Annotated in this window: 15 protein-coding genes; 7 read left to right on the top strand and 8 right to left on the bottom strand. The window is 72.5% G+C overall.

Annotated elements, in window-relative coordinates:
- Positions 1-146 precede the first annotated feature (146 nt).
- Complete coding sequence (locus tag ACWCXH_RS17720; RefSeq protein WP_449802334.1) at positions 147-1,121, top strand: helix-turn-helix transcriptional regulator; 975 nt, start codon at positions 147-149, stop codon at positions 1,119-1,121.
- A gap of 16 nt (positions 1,122-1,137) precedes the next feature.
- On the opposite strand, the gene ACWCXH_RS17715 is transcribed toward ACWCXH_RS17720, so the two are convergent.
- The 7 genes from ACWCXH_RS17715 to ACWCXH_RS17685 all read right to left on the bottom strand — a co-directional run bounded on the left by ACWCXH_RS17715 (position 1,138) and on the right by ACWCXH_RS17685 (position 8,412).
- Entirely contained in the window at positions 1,138-2,355 is a 1,218-nt protein-coding gene (locus ACWCXH_RS17715; RefSeq protein ID WP_449802333.1) for an alpha/beta hydrolase, read from the bottom strand.
- A gap of 177 nt (positions 2,356-2,532) precedes the next feature.
- Complete coding sequence (locus ACWCXH_RS17710) at positions 2,533-2,877, bottom strand: MmcQ/YjbR family DNA-binding protein (RefSeq protein WP_449802332.1); 345 nt, start codon at positions 2,875-2,877, stop codon at positions 2,533-2,535.
- Between the two features lie 87 nt (positions 2,878-2,964).
- Entirely contained in the window at positions 2,965-4,209 is a 1,245-nt protein-coding gene (locus ACWCXH_RS17705; protein WP_449802331.1) for an acyltransferase family protein, read from the bottom strand.
- 58 nt (positions 4,210-4,267) lie between these two features.
- The gene (locus ACWCXH_RS17700; protein ID WP_449802330.1) at positions 4,268-5,389 is read right to left on the bottom strand and encodes an alpha/beta hydrolase; all 1,122 of its coding nucleotides are present in this window, start codon (positions 5,387-5,389) and stop codon (positions 4,268-4,270) included.
- 262 nt (positions 5,390-5,651) lie between these two features.
- Positions 5,652-6,341: a response regulator gene (locus ACWCXH_RS17695; protein ID WP_449802329.1), complete on the bottom strand. Its 690-nt coding sequence runs from the start codon at positions 6,339-6,341 to the stop codon at positions 5,652-5,654.
- Positions 6,338-7,639: a sensor histidine kinase gene (locus ACWCXH_RS17690; RefSeq protein WP_449802328.1), complete on the bottom strand. Its 1,302-nt coding sequence runs from the start codon at positions 7,637-7,639 to the stop codon at positions 6,338-6,340. The genes ACWCXH_RS17695 and ACWCXH_RS17690 overlap by 4 nt, the downstream gene beginning before the upstream one ends.
- Positions 7,640-7,722: 83 nt before the next feature.
- The gene (locus ACWCXH_RS17685; RefSeq protein WP_449802327.1) at positions 7,723-8,412 is read right to left on the bottom strand and encodes a TetR family transcriptional regulator; all 690 of its coding nucleotides are present in this window, start codon (positions 8,410-8,412) and stop codon (positions 7,723-7,725) included.
- Between the two features lie 228 nt (positions 8,413-8,640).
- Between ACWCXH_RS17685 and ACWCXH_RS17680 the strand changes: the two genes are divergently transcribed.
- Positions 8,641-10,245 (top strand): MFS transporter, encoded by a 1,605-nt coding sequence (locus ACWCXH_RS17680; protein WP_449802326.1) that lies wholly within the window; start codon positions 8,641-8,643, stop codon positions 10,243-10,245.
- Between the two features lie 129 nt (positions 10,246-10,374).
- On the opposite strand, the gene aceE is transcribed toward ACWCXH_RS17680, so the two are convergent.
- A complete protein-coding gene (gene aceE / locus ACWCXH_RS17675) occupies positions 10,375-13,125 on the bottom strand; it encodes a pyruvate dehydrogenase (acetyl-transferring), homodimeric type (RefSeq protein WP_449802325.1) in 2,751 nt (916 codons plus the stop codon).
- Between the two features lie 516 nt (positions 13,126-13,641).
- Between aceE and ACWCXH_RS17670 the strand changes: the two genes are divergently transcribed.
- From ACWCXH_RS17670 to ACWCXH_RS17650, 5 genes are all read left to right on the top strand, one after another.
- Positions 13,642-14,082: a DUF3052 domain-containing protein gene (locus ACWCXH_RS17670; RefSeq protein ID WP_449802324.1), complete on the top strand. Its 441-nt coding sequence runs from the start codon at positions 13,642-13,644 to the stop codon at positions 14,080-14,082.
- Positions 14,083-14,327: 245 nt separating this feature from the next.
- A complete protein-coding gene (locus ACWCXH_RS17665; protein ID WP_449802323.1) occupies positions 14,328-14,786 on the top strand; it encodes a peroxiredoxin in 459 nt (152 codons plus the stop codon).
- A 256-nt stretch (positions 14,787-15,042) separates the two neighbouring features.
- Positions 15,043-15,618, top strand: coding sequence for a TerD family protein (locus tag ACWCXH_RS17660; RefSeq protein ID WP_449802322.1), 576 nt, complete (start codon positions 15,043-15,045; stop codon positions 15,616-15,618).
- A gap of 236 nt (positions 15,619-15,854) precedes the next feature.
- On the top strand, positions 15,855-16,433 hold the full coding sequence (locus ACWCXH_RS17655) for a TerD family protein (RefSeq protein ID WP_449802321.1): 579 nt from the start codon (positions 15,855-15,857) through the stop codon (positions 16,431-16,433).
- A 163-nt stretch (positions 16,434-16,596) separates the two neighbouring features.
- Positions 16,597-17,691, top strand: coding sequence for a DUF475 domain-containing protein (locus ACWCXH_RS17650; RefSeq protein ID WP_449802320.1), 1,095 nt, complete (start codon positions 16,597-16,599; stop codon positions 17,689-17,691).
- The last annotated feature ends 59 nt before the right edge of the window (positions 17,692-17,750 follow it).

Genomic DNA, 17,750 nt, shown 5'->3' with positions numbered 1-17,750 from the left:
TCTCGTCCGGCCCGGGGAGCTCGCCGTTCCCCGGGCCGGGCGCCTACGTGGCATCAACATCGGCTGTTCGAACGGGAGTTCGCGTTGAACGCAATCTCCCGGTAAAACCTGACAATGACCGTCAGGATTGCTGCGATTCTGCTGCCATGAAGGCCGACCGGCTGCTCTCGATCCTCCTGCTGCTCCAGACCCGCGGCCGGGTGCCCGCCACCGAACTGGCGGAGCGTCTGGAGGTGTCCGTCCGCACCATCTACCGCGACGTGGAGTCGCTCGCCGCGGTCGGTGTCCCGGTGTCCAGCGAGCGCGGCCGGCACGGCGGCATCAGCCTGCTGCCCGGCCACCGCGTCGACGTCGGCGGCCTGACCGTCGACGAGGCCCGCGCGCTGCTCGTGCTGTCCGCGCGGGGCGTGCACGGCGAGCTCGCGCTGGACGGCGCGCTCGGCTCGGCGCTGCGCAAGGTGATGGCCGCGCCGCCCGCCCCGCAGCGCCCGGCCGTCGAGCGGGGCGGCGAGCGCGTCCTGGTCGATCCGCCGCGCTGGCTGCCGGGCGCTGCGGGGGCCGCCGGTCCGGACCTGGGCGAGCTGCAGTACGCCGTCTTCGCCGACCGGCGGCTGCGGCTGCGCTACCGGCACGGCGGCACGCCGGTGCCGGTGGAGTACACCGTCGACCCGTACGGGCTGGTGGCCCGGGCCGCGCTCTGGTACCTGGTGGCCGACCTGAACGGCGAACCCCGGCTGTTCCGGGCCGACCGGGTGCTGGCCGCCGAGACCGCCGAGGAGCCGGTGCGCCGCCGGCCCGGGGTGGGGCTCGGCGACGTGTGGGCGGTGCTGCGCGAGCACGTGGAGCGGCTGCCGAAGGAGCTGCCGGTCCGGGTGCGGGTGCGGCGCGGGCGGCTGGACACGTTCGTCCGCGTCCACGGCGGCCGGGTCACCGCGCAGCCGCCGGAGGCGGGCGCCGGACCGGCCGAGGAGTGGGTCGAGCTGGCGATGGTCTTCCCCTCGCCGGCCGCCGTCCGCGCGCTGCTCGCCTTCGGCCCGGACGCCGAGGTGCTGTCCCCGCCCGCCGCCCGCCGGGAGCTGGCCCGGGCGGCGGCGGAGGCCTTGCGGCTGTACCAGGACTAGGCGTGTCCTGCGGGGATCAGGAGTCGGACTGGGGCCGCAGGACGACGTCCTTGTCGTGGCCGAGCGAGATCGCGGCGAAGTTGTGCAGGCTGTCGGTGCCCTCGGCGAAGTAGCCGTTGTGGCCGGCCGCGCGGGCCGAGGAGATCTCCTCGGCACCGAAGCCGGAGGACGTCGGGTCGGCGCCGTGGCCGAGGCCGCCGACCTCCAGGTACGGGACGTTGGCGATCCAGTCGCTCGGGTTGCGGGTGGCCCAGACCTTCACGCCGGTGCCCAGTTCGCTGGTGCTCTGCACGCCCATGCCGGGGCTGCCGAACACCATCATGTCGGTGATGCCGGAGGTGTCGGACGGCGAGGCCGCGGCGCGCGGGATCTCGGGGGCGGCGTCGCCGCAGACCACGGATCCGTACGAGTGGCAGAGCAGGGACGGCGGCGCGTCCGGGCGGGTGGTCTCCTTGAGCCCGGCGAGCAGGCGCTGCAGCCGGGGCGCGCCGATGTCGGCGAGGCGGGAGGTGACGGCGTCCGGGCCGAGGCCGGAGGGGGTGACGTAGCCGGTCCAGGCGATCACCGCGGTGCGGGTGTTCGGGGCCTGCCTGTGCTCCTCGGCGTACAGGGCGCGGGCCATGCCGGCGGGGGAGCGCAGCGGGTCGGCGCTCTGGTCGAAGTGGCCGAGGTCGGCGTCCGAGCCGGGCACCAGGACGGAGACCCGCTCGGCGTCGGCGAGGTCGCCCCACACCTCGGTGACCAGGCCGCGGCCGCGCGGGTCGAAGGCGAGGATCTGGCGGTCGGGGGTGAGCAGGTGCTCGACGTCGTTGGCGCGGGAGACGGCCAGCGCGCGGGTGTCGGAGTCGAGCTTCGGGTCGTTCGCGCGGGCGCGGGCGGCGTCGCGCTCGTCGGCCAGCGCGATCCGGTTGGCGCGGTAGCGCAGGTCGAGCGGGGCGCCGTCGAAGTTGCCGACGACCAGCGGGTACTGCTGGATCAGCCGGTCGAGCTCGGTGGGGGCCAGCGAGGCGAAGAACTCGGCGGCGGCGGCCGGGCTGGTGGTGGCCGGGTCGGGCAGGCCGCGGCCGAAGGAGTGGTCCTGGACCCAGGCGGTGCTGCCGGCCGGGGGCGTGGTGATCGCCAGCTGCTCGGTGGAGGCGGCCGCCGCGGCGGCCGAGGCGCCGGCGTCGGCGAGGACCGCGAAACCCGCGAACACGCCGATCAGTACACGCTTCCAGCGTCGACGGTTGCGCACCGCACCAACTCCCTCGGGCCCGTCACCATGTCCTGGGCGGGGCCCGGGGGTGCTTGAGACTGCCAACTTCCCTACGCAAGCCTAGAGGTCACAGGACGGTGACGGACCCGCCCAAACTGTGGGATGGATCACATGAACCGTGGGTGTCCGGCTCGCGTCCTCCCGCCGTTCCGGGTGTCACTGCGTTCCCGCGTCGAATTCCCTGACCAGCCGCTTGGGCGCGGTGCGCCGCCAGGCCTCGGTGACCAGGTCGCGGAGCTCCTCGGGGTCGACGAGGTCCAGCCGGACGCTCACCCAGCCGTGTCGGCCGACGTACGGCGCCGAGGAGAACACCTGGGGTTCGGCGGTCAGGAGTTCGGCCTGGTCCTCGGGGCTCGCCTTGACGGTGACCCGCTCGCCCCCGGGGGACCCCATCGCGAAGATCTTGGCCCGCACGCGCAGCGTCTCGATCTCCCACGTCGGCTCCTGCGCGGTCTCCGGCAGGGTCAGGGCCATCGCACGGAACTCGTCGAACGTCACCATGGCGGCAGGTTAGAGCACGCCGCCGACAACGCACCCCCGGTGCGCGGTAAGGCGCTCCGGGGGCGCGTGCTCGCCGGGACGGACGGGTCACACCACCCCCAGCGCGTACGCGGTGAACAGCGCCGCCCCGGCCCCGGCCGCCGCCTTCCACGGGCGGGCGATGGCCGTCCAGGGCGCGTCGAACCGCCGGGTGAACCAGCCGATCGCCACCAGCGCGGCCGCGAACAGCGGGAGCAGCGCCAGGCGGGCGGCGACCCAGGCCGGCGAGTCCGGCGCGGTGGTCAGTCCGGGGACGGCGCCGAGGCCGGCGGCGCCGGGCACCGCGACGGCGAGCATCGCGCTCTGGTGCCAGCAGAAGATCGTCATCGCCGACAGGTTGACCACCACGACCGGCAGCCATAGCAGCGGACGGCGCGTCAGCAGCCGGCCCAGGCGCTCCCGCAGCAGCACCGCGGCGCCGCACTGGGCCGCCGCCAGGGCGAGCACCAGCAGGGACGGCGGGTGCGAGTTGGTCCGCTCGACCCCGGGCACGCCGACCATGCTCGCCGGGTAGTGGAACACCAGCAGCAGCGCGGCGAACAGCGCACCGCCGCCGGCCAGCAGCACCCGCGCGGCCCTGCGGTCGAGCCGGCCCCGCGCCCACAGCGCGCCCAGCTGGTAGCCGAACAGCCAGCCCGGCAGGATGTTGACCAGCCCGACCCAGGACGGCACCTCCGCAGCCCACGGCCCGTACCGCAGCAGGTCCACCACGGCGACGGCGGCCACCAGGAGGCCGGCCGACCAGGCGCCGAACCGCCGGGCGGCGGCCAGACAGACCGGGGTGAGCGCGGTCACCCCCAGGTAGACGGCGATGTACCAGAGCGGCTGCACCACCAGTGTCGCGCCGGAGCGGACGGTGCCGGCCGGGACGCCGAGCCGGGGCAGCACCGGGATCAGCAGCGCCCACACGGCCGTCACCCCGAGCACCGGGCGCAGCAGCCGGACCGTCCGGGCGCGCAGCCAGCCCCCGTACGTCAGGCCCTTGGCGCGGGCCCGGTCCAGCGAGCGGACCGAGGAGTGGCCGCCGACCAGGAAGAACACCCCGAGCATCTGCAGCACCCAGCTCACCGGGGCGAAGAAGCCGAGCGAGGAGAGCGGACTGGCGTTGTGCAGGGTGCCGTCGGGGTCGCGGGTCAGGCCGCCGAGCATCCAGTGCCCGATCGGGACGGCGAGCAGGGCGAGGGCGCGCAGGCCGTCGAGGGCGCGGTCGCGGTGCTCGGGGGTGCGGGCGTCTACCTCGCGGGCGGCGCGGCGCAGGGCGGTGAGGGGCGGCGCGGTGAGCGGGTGGGCCATGGCGGTGCTCCTGGTCCTGGTCGGGGTGGCCTGGTCGGGATGGCCTGGTCGGAGGTGGTCAGCGGCCTTGCGCGAGGGCGGCGTAGGCGGCGAGCGAGGCGGTGCCGGGGGCGAAGTAGCCGGTGTGGCCGTGCGAGCCGGTGGACGGCAGGGGGCGGGCCCCGAAGTCCGGGTCGGTCGGGTCGGCGCCGTGGCCGAGGCCGAACAGCGAGACGTTGGGCACCCGGCCGATCCAGTCGGAGCCGTTGCGGGCGGTGGCCCAGAGCGGGACGCGCGGGTCGAGGTCGGCGGCGGAGCCGACGCCCATGCCGGGTGAGCCGAGCACGACCACGCCGGAGGCCTGCGCGGGGCCCGGGCGGTTCAGGCCGCAGACGACCGAGCCGTAGCTGTGGCAGAAGAGCGTGGCCGGGGCCTCGGGGCGGGTGCTGACGGCGAGTCCGTCGAGCAGCCGGGTGAGCCGGTCGGCCCCGGCGCGGGCCAGGTCCTCGGTGGCGGCGTCCAGGCCGAGCCCGACCGGGGTGGTGTAGCCGGCCCAGGCGATCACGGCGGTCGTCCGGCCGGTGGCCTCGTACAGCGACCCGGCCATGCCGGCGGGGGTGCCGTACGGGTCGGCGGCGCGGTCGAAGTCGAGCAGGTCGATGTCGGAGCCGGGGACGACGACGGCGGTGCGGCGGGCGGCGGCGAGGTCGCCGTAGACCTCGGCGACCTGGCCGCGGCCGCGCGGGTCGAAGGCGAGGATCTGCCGTCCGCCGTCGAGCAGGGTGCGGTAGCGCTCCGCGCGGGTGCGGGCGGCGGCCTGGTCCTGCGGGGTGAGGGCCGGGTCGGCGGCCCGGGCGGTCTCCCGGTCGCGTTCCCCGGCGAGGGCCAGGGCGTTGGCGTGGTACCGGAGTCGGACGGGGGCGCCGTCCAGGTTGCCGACCACCAGCGGGTGCCGGGTGGCGAGCGCGTCGCGCTGGGCGGGCGTCAACTGCGCGAAGAACGCGGCGACTTCGGCCGGGGCGGCGGTGGCCGGGTCGGGCAGCCGGAGGCCGAGCGCGGTGTCGGCCGTCCACCCGGCGCTGCCCGGCGGCGGGCCGGTGACGGCGTGCTGGGTGCCGGCGGCCCAGCCGCCCGCGCCGAGCACCGCCGCGAGGGCCACCACGGTGGCGGCGATCGCACGCCCGGCCCGAAAATTGCGCATGTCCCTGTACTCCCTCGTCCGTTGCTCGCTGGCGACGGAGAGGAAGGTAGGAACGCGACGGCCCTGCGGACGTCACACCGCGGGGCCAAGTCCCGGGTGCTACCCGGGTATCACTCCCGCCCCGAGCCCAAGGGCGTGCCGGTGCCGGAAGGGTGACCCTCTGCCCGATGGCGGGCGAGGAAGGCGAGCGGGGGAGCGACGAGGGAGCGCCGACTGTCGGCACCGGGCACCCGCAGGGCGTGCCCGGAGGCGGACGGGCGGGTCACTGGCCGGGTGTCACGAGTCCGGACTCGTAGGCGAGGACGACCGCCTGGGCGCGGTCGCGCAGGTCGAGCTTGGCGAGGATGCGTCCGATGTGCGTCTTGACCGTCTGCTCGGCCAGCACCAGGCGCCCGGCGATCTCCTGGTTGGACAGGCCGCGGGCGATCAGCTCCAGCACCTCGGTCTCGCGCGGGGTCAGCCCGTTGAGCCGCACCCTGGGGTCGTGCCGCCTGGCCGGACGGGTGCGGGCGAAGTCCTCGATCAGCCGGCGCGTCACCGAGGGCGCGAGCAGCGCCTCCCCGGCCGCCACGACCCGGACGGCCGCGATCAGGTCGGCCGGCGGGGCGTCCTTCAGCAGGAAGCCGCTCGCCCCGGCGCGCAGCGCCTCGTACACGTAGTCGTCCACGTCGAAGGTGGTCAGCATCAGCACCTTGGGCCGGTGCGCGCCGCCACCTCCCCGACCGACAGCGGCCGGGTCGAGCAGCCGCCGGGCCGCCTCCAGGCCGTCCATGCCGGGCATCCGGACGTCCATCAGGACGACGTCCGGGTGGGTGCGGCCGCTGACCTCCAGGGCCTGCGCGCCGTCCGCCGCGTCCCCCACCACGTCGATGTCGCTCTGGGCACCCAGCAGGGCGGCGAAGCCGGCCCGCACCATGGCCTGGTCGTCGACGATGATCACGCGGATGGTCATGCGGGAGTCTCCCGGGCGGTGTCGAGGGGCAGGACGGCGGCCACCTTGAAGCCGCCGTCCGGCAGCGGGCCGGTGTCCAGCCTGCCATCGACGAGCCGGACGCGTTCCCGCATTCCGACCAGGCCCTGCCCGGTGCCCTCGACCGAGGCCTCCAGCGACTCGGTGCGCTCGGGCGGCGGTGCGTTCACCACGGTGACCAGCAGCGCCGGGCCGTCGGCCGTGAGCGAGACCCAGGTCCGCGCCCCGGGCGCGTGCCGGACGACGTTGGCCAGCGACTCCTGGACGATCCGGTACGCGGAGAGGGCGACGGCCTGCGGCACCCGCTCCGCCAGCCCCGGGGCCACCGTCAGCTCGGCCGGCACCCCGGCCCGGCCCACCGTCTCGACCAGCTGGCCGAGTTGCTCCACGCCCGGCTGCGGCGCCTTCTCGGCCGCGGACTCCTCGCTGCGCAACACCCCCAGCAGGCGCCGCATCTCGGCGAGCGACTCGCGCGCGGAGCCGGCGATCGCGGTGAACTCCTCGGCGGCCTCGTCCGGGACGCCGCTGATCCGGTACGGCGCGCTGGCCGCCTGTACGGCGATCACCGACATGTGGTGCGCCACCACGTCGTGCAGCTCGCGCGCGATCCGGGCGCGCTCCTCCAGCAGGGTGCGGCGCTCCCGCTCGGCCTCGCTGATGTGCTCCTGCTCGGTGAGCAGCCGGCGCGCCTCGGCGCGTTCCCGCAGGGCGCCGCCGAGGACCAGGACCGCGCCGGTGAGGGCGATCGCCAGCACGCTGTTGTCGCCGCCCCAGTCGCGCACCGCCCCGATCACGGAGAACACGAGGCTCACGGCGGTGGTGGCCAGCCACACCGCGACCAGGGTGCGCCGCGCCTCGCGGAGGGCGAGCGGCAGCATCAGCAGCAGGTACCCGACCAGGCTGGTGGCCGGCCAGGGGAAGACCGGTGCCGTTCTGGTGGCCGTGGTGAGGACCAGTGCGGACGTCAGGAGGTCCGTCAGCCCGACCATCCACCAGGCGGCCAGCGGCCGGGCCGGCGCCAGGAGCAGCGGCACGGTCTGCGCGACGGCGAGGGCCGCCGCGAGCCCGGTGTCGATCCCGTAGTCGTTGGCCAGCACGTTGATCGAGCTGGGCAGCAGCGCGGAGATCGCGGCCAGCGCGCACACGTACGGCAGGTAGCGCAGCCAGGGCTGCCGCGCCTGCGCCAGGAGCGGCGTGTGGTCGGTGGACGGGCTGAGCAGCGGCGCGAGCAGCGCGCGCGGGGACGGGCCGCGGGGCTTCCCGGGAGGCGGGGCGATCATCCCGCCAGCGTAGGTGCGGGCGGCTCGGGCGGCGTCGGACCGGGGGCCCGGATTCCGCGTAGTACCCGGGTATGACCCCGGTGCTACTCCGGGGTGCCCCGCCAGTGGCCGGCCAGGGCGGGGCCGAGCTGGTCGAAGTGCCGCTCGATGACGGCGATCATGCCCTCCGGGCCGGCGGGTTCCTGGTCGGCCTTCCAGGACAGGTGGGCGGCGCGCAGCACGCTGGCGAAGACGGCGGCGAGGACGGTGGGGCGCAGGTCCTCGGCGGGGTCCAGCCCCTCGCGCTCGGCGATCACCTGGACCACCACCCGCTCCTGCTCGGTGACCCGGCGCAGGTGGGCGGCGAGCAGGGTGGGCGTCTCCTCGATCATCCGCATGAGTTCGAGGGCGCTGCGGATCGAGCCGAGCCCGGTCCGCTCCGCGCTCCCGAGGTCGCGCCAGGCCTTGACGATCGAGGCGCGCAGGGCCTGGAGCGGGGTCTCGGCGGCGGGGCGGTGGCGCAGGCACTCGATGAAGTAGTCCTCGGCGTCGGCCATGACGGCGAGCGCGACCTCGTCCTTGTTGGCGAAGTAGCGGAAGAAGGTGCGCTGGGAGACGTCGACGGCGGTGGCGATCTCGTCGACGGTCGTCTGCGCGAAGCCCTGGCTGAGGAAGAGCACGTGGGCGGCCTGGACGAGGGCGTCGCGGGTCTGCTGCTTCTTGCGCTCGCGCAGTCCGGGTACCCGTCCGAGGTCCTCGGGGGCGGCGGTGGGGTGGGGGGCGTGAGCGGCCATGGCGGGGCCTTCCGGGCGCGGGTGCGGTCGGGGTGGGAGGACCACCTTAGCGGCCTGACAAATGACAGCACTGGCCAGAAGTCAGCCTTTGCCGAATGTCAGTGGCTGACATAATCTGCCGGAAGTGGCGCCCGCCGGGCCGGGCAGCTCGTGGGGACGGGTGGGCCGGGGCGCCACGGCCACGTCCATTCGGTTCCGTTCGCCGCACACGCCCGTGGAGGGCCCCAGATGAGCCAGTCCGTCGTCAACAACGCCAAGGCGGACGACCCGCCGCAGCGCCCGGCACCGCCGGGGGGTGGGATCAAGGGCCACCCCTGGCTGACCCTGCTGACCGTCGCGGTCGGCGTGATGATGGTCGCCCTGGACGGCACGATCGTCGCGATCGCCAACCCGGTCATCCAGGAGAAGCTGAAGGCCGCGCCGTCCGAGATCCAGTGGGTGACCAGCGGCTACCTGCTGGCGCTCGCGGTCTTCCTGATCACCGCCGGCAAGATCGGCGACCGCTTCGGGCACAAGACCACGTTCCTGGTCGGCGCGGTCGGCTTCGCCGCCACCTCGGCCGCGATCGGCTTCGCCGGGAACATCCGGACCGTCATCGCCTTCCGCGTCCTGCAGGGCCTGTTCGGCGCGCTGCTCCAGCCGGCCGCGCTCGGCCTGCTGCGCGGGGCGTTCCCGGCCGAGAAGCTCAACATGGCGATCGGCATCTGGGGCGGCGTGATCGGCGCCTCCACCGCGGCCGGCCCGATCGTCGGCGGGCTGCTGGTCGAGCACGTCAGCTGGGAGTCGGTGTTCTTCATCAACATCCCGGTCGGCCTGATCGCGCTCGTCCTCGGCCTGCTGGTGGTCAAGGACGTCCGGGCCGAGAACGCCGCCAGGTCCTTCGACGTGCCGGGCATCGCGCTGCTGTCGGTGGCGATGTTCGCCCTCGTCTTCGGCATCATCAAGGCCCCCGAGTGGGGCTGGGGCGACACGAGGACGCTGCTGTTCCTCGGCGGCGCCGTCGTGCTGATGGTGCTGTTCGCGCTCTGGCAGGCCAAGGCGAAGGAGCCGCTGATCCCGCTCGGCCTGTTCCGCTCGGTGCCGCTGTCGGCGGGCACGCTGCTGATGGTGCTGATGGCCTTCGCGTTCTTCGGCGCGATCTTCTTCGTGACCTTCTACCTGCAGAACGTGCACGGGATGACGCCGGTCCGGGCGGGCGTCCACCTGCTCCCGATGACCGGCATGATGATCGTCGGGTCGCCGGTCGCCGGCATCGCGATCGGCAAGCTCGGCCCGCGCATCCCGATCGTGGTCGGCATGCTGATCACCACCACCGCCATGTTCGGCATGTCCACCCTGGACACCGGCTCCGGCACCGGCGTGATGTCGCTCTGGTTCGTCCTGATGGGCCTCGGCATCAGCCCGGTCATGGTCGGCGCCACCGAGGTGATCGTCGGCAACGCCCCGCTGGAGCTGTCCGGCGTGGCCGGCGGCCTCCAGCAGGCCGCCATGCAGGTCGGCGGCAGCCTCGGCACCGCGGTGCTGGGCGCGCTGATGGCCGCCGAGGTCGGCGACGTGCTGCCCGGCAACTGGGCCAGGGCCGGCCTGCCGCCGGTCGAGGGCCCGCAGGCCGAGGGCCTCAAGCAGGCCGCCCAGCTCGGCATCGCCCCGCCGGCCCCGCCCGGCACCCCGCAGCAGGTGGTGGACGGCATGGCCGGCGCGGTCCACGAGTCCTTCGTGAGCGGCATGTCGCTCGCCTTCGCGGTGGCCGCCGTGGTGGCCTTCGGCGCCGCCCTGCTCGGCCTGCTCACCCGCCGGGGCGCCACCGACGCGGGCCCGGCCGTGCACATCTGATCTCCGTAGGGCCTGTCTTCACCCCCGCGCAGGCGGGGGGTTGAAGACGGGCCGCCTTCCTCCTCCGGGAACACCGGAAGGGCCGGACCCCCGTTGCGGGAGTCCGGCCCTTCCGTGCCTACGGGCGGATCAGGCGTCGCCGCCGGCGGCACCCGGGTCGGCCGCGGCCACGTCGAGCAGCTGGTAGCGGTCCACCGCCTCCTTCAGCGCGCTGCGGTCGATTTTGCCCTGCTTGGCGAGCTCGGTGAGCACCGCCAGGACGACCGACTGCGCGTCGATGTGGAAGAAGCGGCGGGCGGCGCCACGGGTGTCGGCGAAGCCGAAGCCGTCGGCACCCAGCGACTGGTACTGGCCCGGCACCCAGCGGGAGATCTGGTCCGGCACCGCACGCATCCAGTCGGACACGGCGACGAACGGGCCCTCGGCGCCCTGGAGCTTCTGGGTCACGTACGGGACGCGCTGCTGCTCCTCGGGGTGCAGCAGGTTGAACTCCTCGGCCTCCACCGCGTCGCGGCGCAGCTCGTTCCAGGAGGTCGCGGACCAGACGTCGGCCTTGACGTTCCACTCCTCGGCGAGGATGCGCTGGGCCTCCAGGGCCCACGGCACCGCCACGCCGGAGGCGAGGATCTGGGCCGGGATCTGGCCGGCGGTGGCCGGCGCGTACCGGTGCAGACCCTTGAGGATGCCCTCGACGTCCACGTTCTCGGGCTCGGCCGGCATCTTGATCGGCTCGTTGTAGACGGTGAGGTAGTAGAACACGTCCTCGCCGTGGGGGTGCTCGGCGCTGGAACCGTACATCCGGCGCAGACCGTCCTGGACGATGTGCGCGATCTCGAAGCCGTACGCCGGGTCGTAGGCCACGACGCCCGGGTTGGTGGAGGCCAGCAGGTGCGAGTGGCCGTCGGCGTGCTGGAGGCCCTCACCGGTCAGCGTGGTGCGGCCGGCGGTGGCGCCGAGCACGAAGCCGCGGGCCAACTGGTCGGCCATCTGCCAGAACTGGTCGCCGGTGCGCTGGAACCCGAACATCGAGTAGAAGACGTACACCGGGATCAGCGGCTCGCCGTGGGTGGCGTAGGCCGAGCCGGCGGCGATCAGCGAGGCGGTGCAGCCGGCCTCGGAGATGCCGTCGTGCAGCATCTGGCCCTTCGGCGACTCCTTGTAGGCGAGGAGCAGATCGCGGTCGACCGACTCGTAGGTCTGGCCGAGCGGGTTGTAGATCTTCGCCGACGGGAAGAGCGAGTCCATGCCGAAGGTGCGGTACTCGTCGGGCGCGATCGGCACGAAGCGGTTGCCGATGCCCTTGTCCCGCATGAGGTCCTTGAGCAGCCGGACGAACGCCATGGTGGTGGCGATGGTCTGGTTGCCGGAACCCTTCTTGACCGCCTTGTACGCGTCGTCGCCGGGCAGCTCCAGCTTGCGCGGGCGCACCTTGCGGGTCGGCACGTAGCCGCCGAGCTCCTGGCGGCGGTCGTGCATGTACTGGATCTCCTCCGAGTTGCGGCCCGGGTGGTAGTAGGGCGGGTAGCCCTCCTCGAGCTGCTTGTCGGTGATCGGCAGGTGCAGCCGGTCGCGGAAGCGCTTCAGGTCCTCGACCGTCAGCTTCTTCATCTGGTGGGTGGCGTTGCGGCCCTCGAAGTTGGGGCCGAGCGTCCAGCCCTTGACCGTCTGGGCGAGGATGACCGTCGGCTGGCCCTTGTGCTCGCGGGCCGCCTTGAACGCCGCGTAGATCTTCTTGTGGTCGTGGCCGCCGCGACCCAGGTGCTGGATCTGCTGGTCGGTCATGCTCTCGACCATCTTGCGCAGGCGCAGGTCGGAGCCGAAGAAGTGCTCGCGGATGTACTCGCCGGTCTCGGTGGCGTAGGTCTGGAACTGGCCGTCCACCGTGGTGTTCAGCTTGTTGACCAGGACGCCGTCGCGGTCCTGCGCGAGCAGCGGGTCCCAGCTGCGGTCCCAGACCAGCTTGATCACGTTCCAGCCGGCACCCCGGAACTGGGACTCCAGCTCCTGGATGATCTTGCCGTTGCCGCGGACCGGGCCGTCCAGGCGCTGCAGGTTGCAGTTGACCACGAAGGTCAGGTTGTCCAGGCCCTCGCGCGCGGCCAGCGACAGCTGGCCCAGCGACTCCGGCTCGTCCATCTCGCCGTCGCCGAGGAAGGCGTACACGTGCGAGTCGGAGGTGTCCTTGATGCCGCGGTGCTCCAGGTAGCGGTTCATCCGGGCCTGGTAGATCGCGCCGAGCGGGCCGAGGCCCATCGAGACGGTCGGGAACTCCCAGAAGTCCGGCATCAGCCGCGGGTGCGGGTAGCTGGACAGGCCGTACGGGGCCTTCGACTTCTCCTGGCGGAACGCGTCGAGCTGCTGCTCGGTGAGCCGGTCCAGGAGGAAGGCGCGGGCGTAGATGCCGGGGGAGGCGTGGCCCTGGAAGAAGATCTGGTCGCCGGACTCGCCCTCGGCGTCCTTGCCGCGGAAGAAGTAGTTGAAGCCGACGTCGTAGAGCGACGCGGAGGAGGCGAAGGTGGCGATGTGGCCGCCCACGCCGATGCCGGGGCGCTGGGCCCGGGAGACCATGACGGCCGCGTTCCAGCGGGTCGCGTTCAGGATCTTGCGCTCGATCTCCTCGTTGCCGGGGAAGAACGGCTCGTCCTTGGTGGCGATGGTGTTGACGTAGTCCGTGCTGCGCATCTCGGGCACGGCGACACGCTTCTCGCGGGCGCGCTCGATCAGGCGGAGCATCAGGTAACGGGCACGCTCGCGCCCCCGCTCGTCGATGGCCGCGTCAAGCGACTCCAGCCATTCCGCGGTCTCCTCGGGATCGAAGTCCGGGACCTGACTCGGAAGGCCGCCAATGATGATCGGGTTGCGATCGGATCCGGAAGCCACGCTGTTCCTTCACTGTCGGTCGAAACTGAGGTGTGTCGCGCCGCCTCCATCGTGCTACCGCGCTCGGAGATCCGTCATCTCTACCGATCGGTAACCGTTCCGCCTGGTGGGCGGGACGGTCTGGCGGTGAGCGGTTCAGGCGTCTTCGCCTGCGCCGCGCACCCCCGGGTGTTACGAAAAGAGGTGGTCCGACCTGGTTTCCCGTCCGCCCGATGGCGGGCGGCCGGGGTGAGGGCCAACAGGAGACTCTACGCCCGCGCACACGCGGACCCGAATGCCGTTCGCATCTCGGGCACGCGTACGCCCTGTGGGCCGGGACCACCCGAAGCATCCTTGTCTCATGCAGAGAAGGGCAAATCGGTGTGATTCCCGACACCTCGACCGGCGTGTCCCGCTGCGACACGTCAACCTTTGGAGGGGATCGGGGGTCGGGTACTTGCGCGAACCGCCGCGCCCGTGTGGACTACGGCCACAGCCTCGGCATGGACGCCGAGCCGAATACTGGAGGTTATTCCCGTGAGCGCGACCGCGGACCCCGCGGACAAGTCCAACCCGGCGGCCCGTCTCGGCTTCGAAGAGGGCCAGATCATTCAGGAGCTGGGGTACGACGAAGACACTGACCAGGATCTCCGCGAGGGCATCGAGGAGCTCACCGGGACGGATCTCGTCGACGAGGACTACGACGACGTCGCCGACGCCGTCCTGCTGTGGCACCGCGACGACGACGGGGACCTGACCGACGCCCTCGTCGACGCCCTGGAGTACCTGGCCGAGGGCGGCCTCATCTGGCTGCTGACGCCCAAGACCGGCCGCGACGGCCACATCGAGGCCTCGGACATCGCGGACGCCGCCCGCACCGCCGGCCTCTCGCAGACCAGCTCGATCGCGGTCGCCAAGGACTGGGCGGCCACCCGCCTGGCGACCAAGTCCGCCGCCAAGCCGGGCGGCAGGCGCTGACCGGGCACCTGGCACCGGGCCGCTGAAGGCCCCCGGCCGGGCCCCGCTGGAGCTTCCTCCAGCGGGGCCCGGCCGTTTCCGCGCCCGGGTCGGACGCGTCGCCGGAGGGGCTGTTCGCCCAAGGCGAACGCGGGTGACCGGACGGCCGTCGGCCTGACCCGTCCGGCCGAACACACCCGAACGGATGCGAGGATGTGGCTCGCCGCGCCCGCCGCGCGGCGCCGTCGCGTCAGAAAGGTCCCACCATGGCCATCGAGGTCGGTACCGAGGCTCCGGACTTCGAGCTCAGGAACCAGCACGGCGAGCTGGTCAAGCTCTCCGACTTCCGGGGCGAGAAGAACGTCGTCCTGGTCTTCTACCCGTTCGCGTTCACCGGTGTCTGCACCGGCGAGGTCTGCGCGATCCAGAAGGAGCTGCCGCGGCTGCAGAACGAGGACGTCCAGGTGCTCGGGATCTCCAACGACTCGCCGTTCACCCAGCGCGTCTTCGCCGAGCAGGAGGGCCTGGAGTACCCGCTGCTGTCCGACTTCTGGCCGCACGGTGAGGTCTCCCGCGCCTACGGCGTGTTCAACGACGAGAAGGGCTGCGCCGTCCGCGGCACCTTCGTGATCGACAAGGCCGGCGTGGTCCGCTGGAGCATCGTGAACGACCTCCCGGACGCCCGGGACGAGCAGGAGTACCTGCGGGTCCTCGGCGCGCTCTGACGGGCGCCCGCGGCCCCACGGGCCCGGGTGCGGCTGTCCGCCGAGGGCGCGGACAGCCGCACCCGGGCCCGTCCGCGTTCCCGGCGGTGCGTTCCCGGCGACGCCTCCTCCGCGGTGCGTCCTCGGGCCGGTGCGGGAACTTCGAACTACGCTCGGTCCGTTGATCGGATGAGGCGCGGGAGCCGCCAGGCGGGCTCGCGCCTCGCACCGCACCACCGGGGGCGCCAGCGCGTGCCTCCCGATTCTTGGAGGACACGTGGGAGTCAGCCTCAGCAAGGGCGGCAACGTCTCGCTCACCAAGGAGGCCCCGGGCCTCGCGGCCGTCGTCGTCGGCCTGGGCTGGGATGTCCGGACCACCACCGGCACGGACTTCGACCTGGACGCCAGCGCGCTGCTCTGCAACGACCTCGGCAAGGTGGCCACGGACGGCAACTTCGTCTTCTTCAACAACCTGCGCAGCCCGGACGGCTCGGTCGAGCACACCGGTGACAACCGCACCGGTGAGGGCGAGGGCGACGACGAGGCGATCAGGGTCAACCTGGCCGCCGTCCCGGCCGACGTCCAGAAGATCGTCTTCCCGGTCTCCATCTACGACGCCGAGGCGCGGCTGCAGAACTTCGGCCAGGTGCGCAACGCGTTCATCCGCGTGGTCAACCAGGCCGACAACAAGGAGCTCGCCCGCTACGACCTCTCCGAGGACGCCTCGACCGAGACCGCGATGGTCTTCGGCGAGCTGTACCGGGGCGGCGGCGAGTGGAAGTTCCGCGCCATCGGCCAGGGCTACGCCTCGGGCCTGCGCGGCATCGCCCAGGACTTCGGCGTCAACGTCTGATCCGCCGTTCGTTCGTCGGGGCGTCGGCGCCCCGACACCGCGTCACCCGGCCGGGGCGACCGTGGACCCGAAGGTTCGCGGTCGCCCCGGCTTCGTGCTGCCCGGGGGCGCTGCGAGGATGTGAGTTCAGGAAGTTCAGGCGGCTCAAGGGGGCCGGCCGGGGCCTCGGGCGACTAAACCTGGAATGTCGCGCCGAACACCGCGCCCCGGGAGAAGGCAAGGGAGGAAGAACAGTCATGGTCGTCACGCTCGCCAAGGGCGGGAACGTCTCGCTCAGCAAGGCCGCGCCGAATCTGAGGCAGGTGCAGATCGGACTCGGCTGGTCCGCCCGCTCCACCACCGGTGCGCCGTTCGACCTCGACGCGAGCGCGCTGATCTGCGGCGGTGGCCGGGTGCTGGGGGACGAGTACTTCGTCTTCTACAACAACCTCAGGAGTCCGGAGGGTTCCGTCGAGCACCAGGGCGACAACCTCACCGGAGGGGACGACTCCGGTGACGACGAGGAGCTCCTCGTCAACCTGGAGCTGGTCCCGGCCCAGGCCGAGAAGGTCGTCTTCGCCGTCTCGATCTACGAGGCCGAGGCGCGGCTGCAGAACTTCGGCCAGGTGCGCAACGCGTTCATCCGGGTCGTCGACTCCGTGGACGGGCGGGAGATCGCCCGCTACGACCTCACCGAGGACGCGTCCAGCGAGACCGCGATGATCTTCGGCGAGCTGTACCGGTACGCGGGCGAGTGGAAGTTCCGCGCGGTGGGCCAGGGTTACGCCTCCGGCCTGCGCGGCATCGCCCTCGACTTCGGCGTGAACGTCCAGTGAGGGGTTGACAGCAGCGGAAGACGGACCAAGCGCATCCACTCCATGGTCATGAGAACAGAGGGCAGTGCGGAGGTGACCTGACCGGGCGGCACCCGGTCGGGACGTCTCGGGACGAGGCCGCACCTGGGCACGCCCGAAACATCCTGAAAGGTAACCAAGTCCCGTGTTCCTCCGCACTTTCGGCTGGTCGTTCGCGATCACCGCCGTCGGCCTGATCGCGGCCGGTCTCCTCTGGGGAGCCGAGGGGTTCGGCATCGTGCTGATCCTCTCGGTCCTGGAGATCTCCCTGTCGTTCGACAACGCGGTGGTCAACGCCACGGTGTTGAAGCGGATGAACCCGTACTGGCAGAAGATCTTCCTGACCGTCGGCGTGCTGATCGCCGTCTTCGGCATGCGCCTGGTCTTCCCGCTGCTGGTCGTCGGCCTCACCGCGAAGCTCAACCCCGCGACGGTCGTCGACCTCGCGCTGCACTCCGGCAAGACGCACGACGGCCTCACCTACGGCCAGTACCTGGAGGCGGCCAACCCGGCGATCACGGCCTTCGGCGGCGTCTTCCTGCTCATGATCTTCCTGGACTTCGCGTTCGAGGAGAAGGAGCACAACTGGCTGTCCTGGATCGAGCGTCCGCTGGAGAAGGCCGGCAAGCTGGACGCCTTCTCGTCGGTGATCGCGCTGGTCGCCCTGGTGCTCGCCGCCCACCTCTTCGCGGGCGCGCACGCCGAGACCGTCCTGCTCGCCGGGGTCCTCGGCCTGGTCACCTACCTCGTGGTCGGCGGGCTCTCGTCGATCTTCGAGTCGGGCCTGGAGTCCGAGGCCGAGCGCGAGGAGGAGGACGCGAAGGCCGGCAGGTCGCTGGTCCAGGTGAGCGGCAAGGCCGCGTTCTTCCTCTTCCTCTACCTGGAGGTGCTGGACGCCTCGTTCTCCTTCGACGGCGTGGTGGGCGCGTTCGCCATCTCCCAGGACATCTTCATGATCACGCTGGGCCTCGGCATCGGCGCGATGTACATCCGCTCGCTGACCGTCTTCCTGGTCCGCAAGGGCACCCTGGACGACTACGTCTACCTGGAGCACGGCGCGCACTACGCGATCGGCGCGCTCGCGGTGATCCTGCTGGTCGGCATCAAGTACCACATCCCGGAGATCGTCACCGGCCTGATCGGTGTCGCCTTCATCGGGCTCGCGCTCGGCTCGTCGATCCTGCGCAACCGGCGCGAGGACGCGGGCGAGGAGAAGGAGCTGGTGGGCGCGGGCAAGTAGCCCTTCCAGCCTGTTCACCGCATGCGAGACGGCCGCCTCCGGGATTCCGGGGGCGGCCG

It is taken from the genome of Kitasatospora sp. NPDC001660, assembly GCF_053596725.1.
This window is presented reverse-complemented; position numbering and strand designations above follow the sequence as displayed.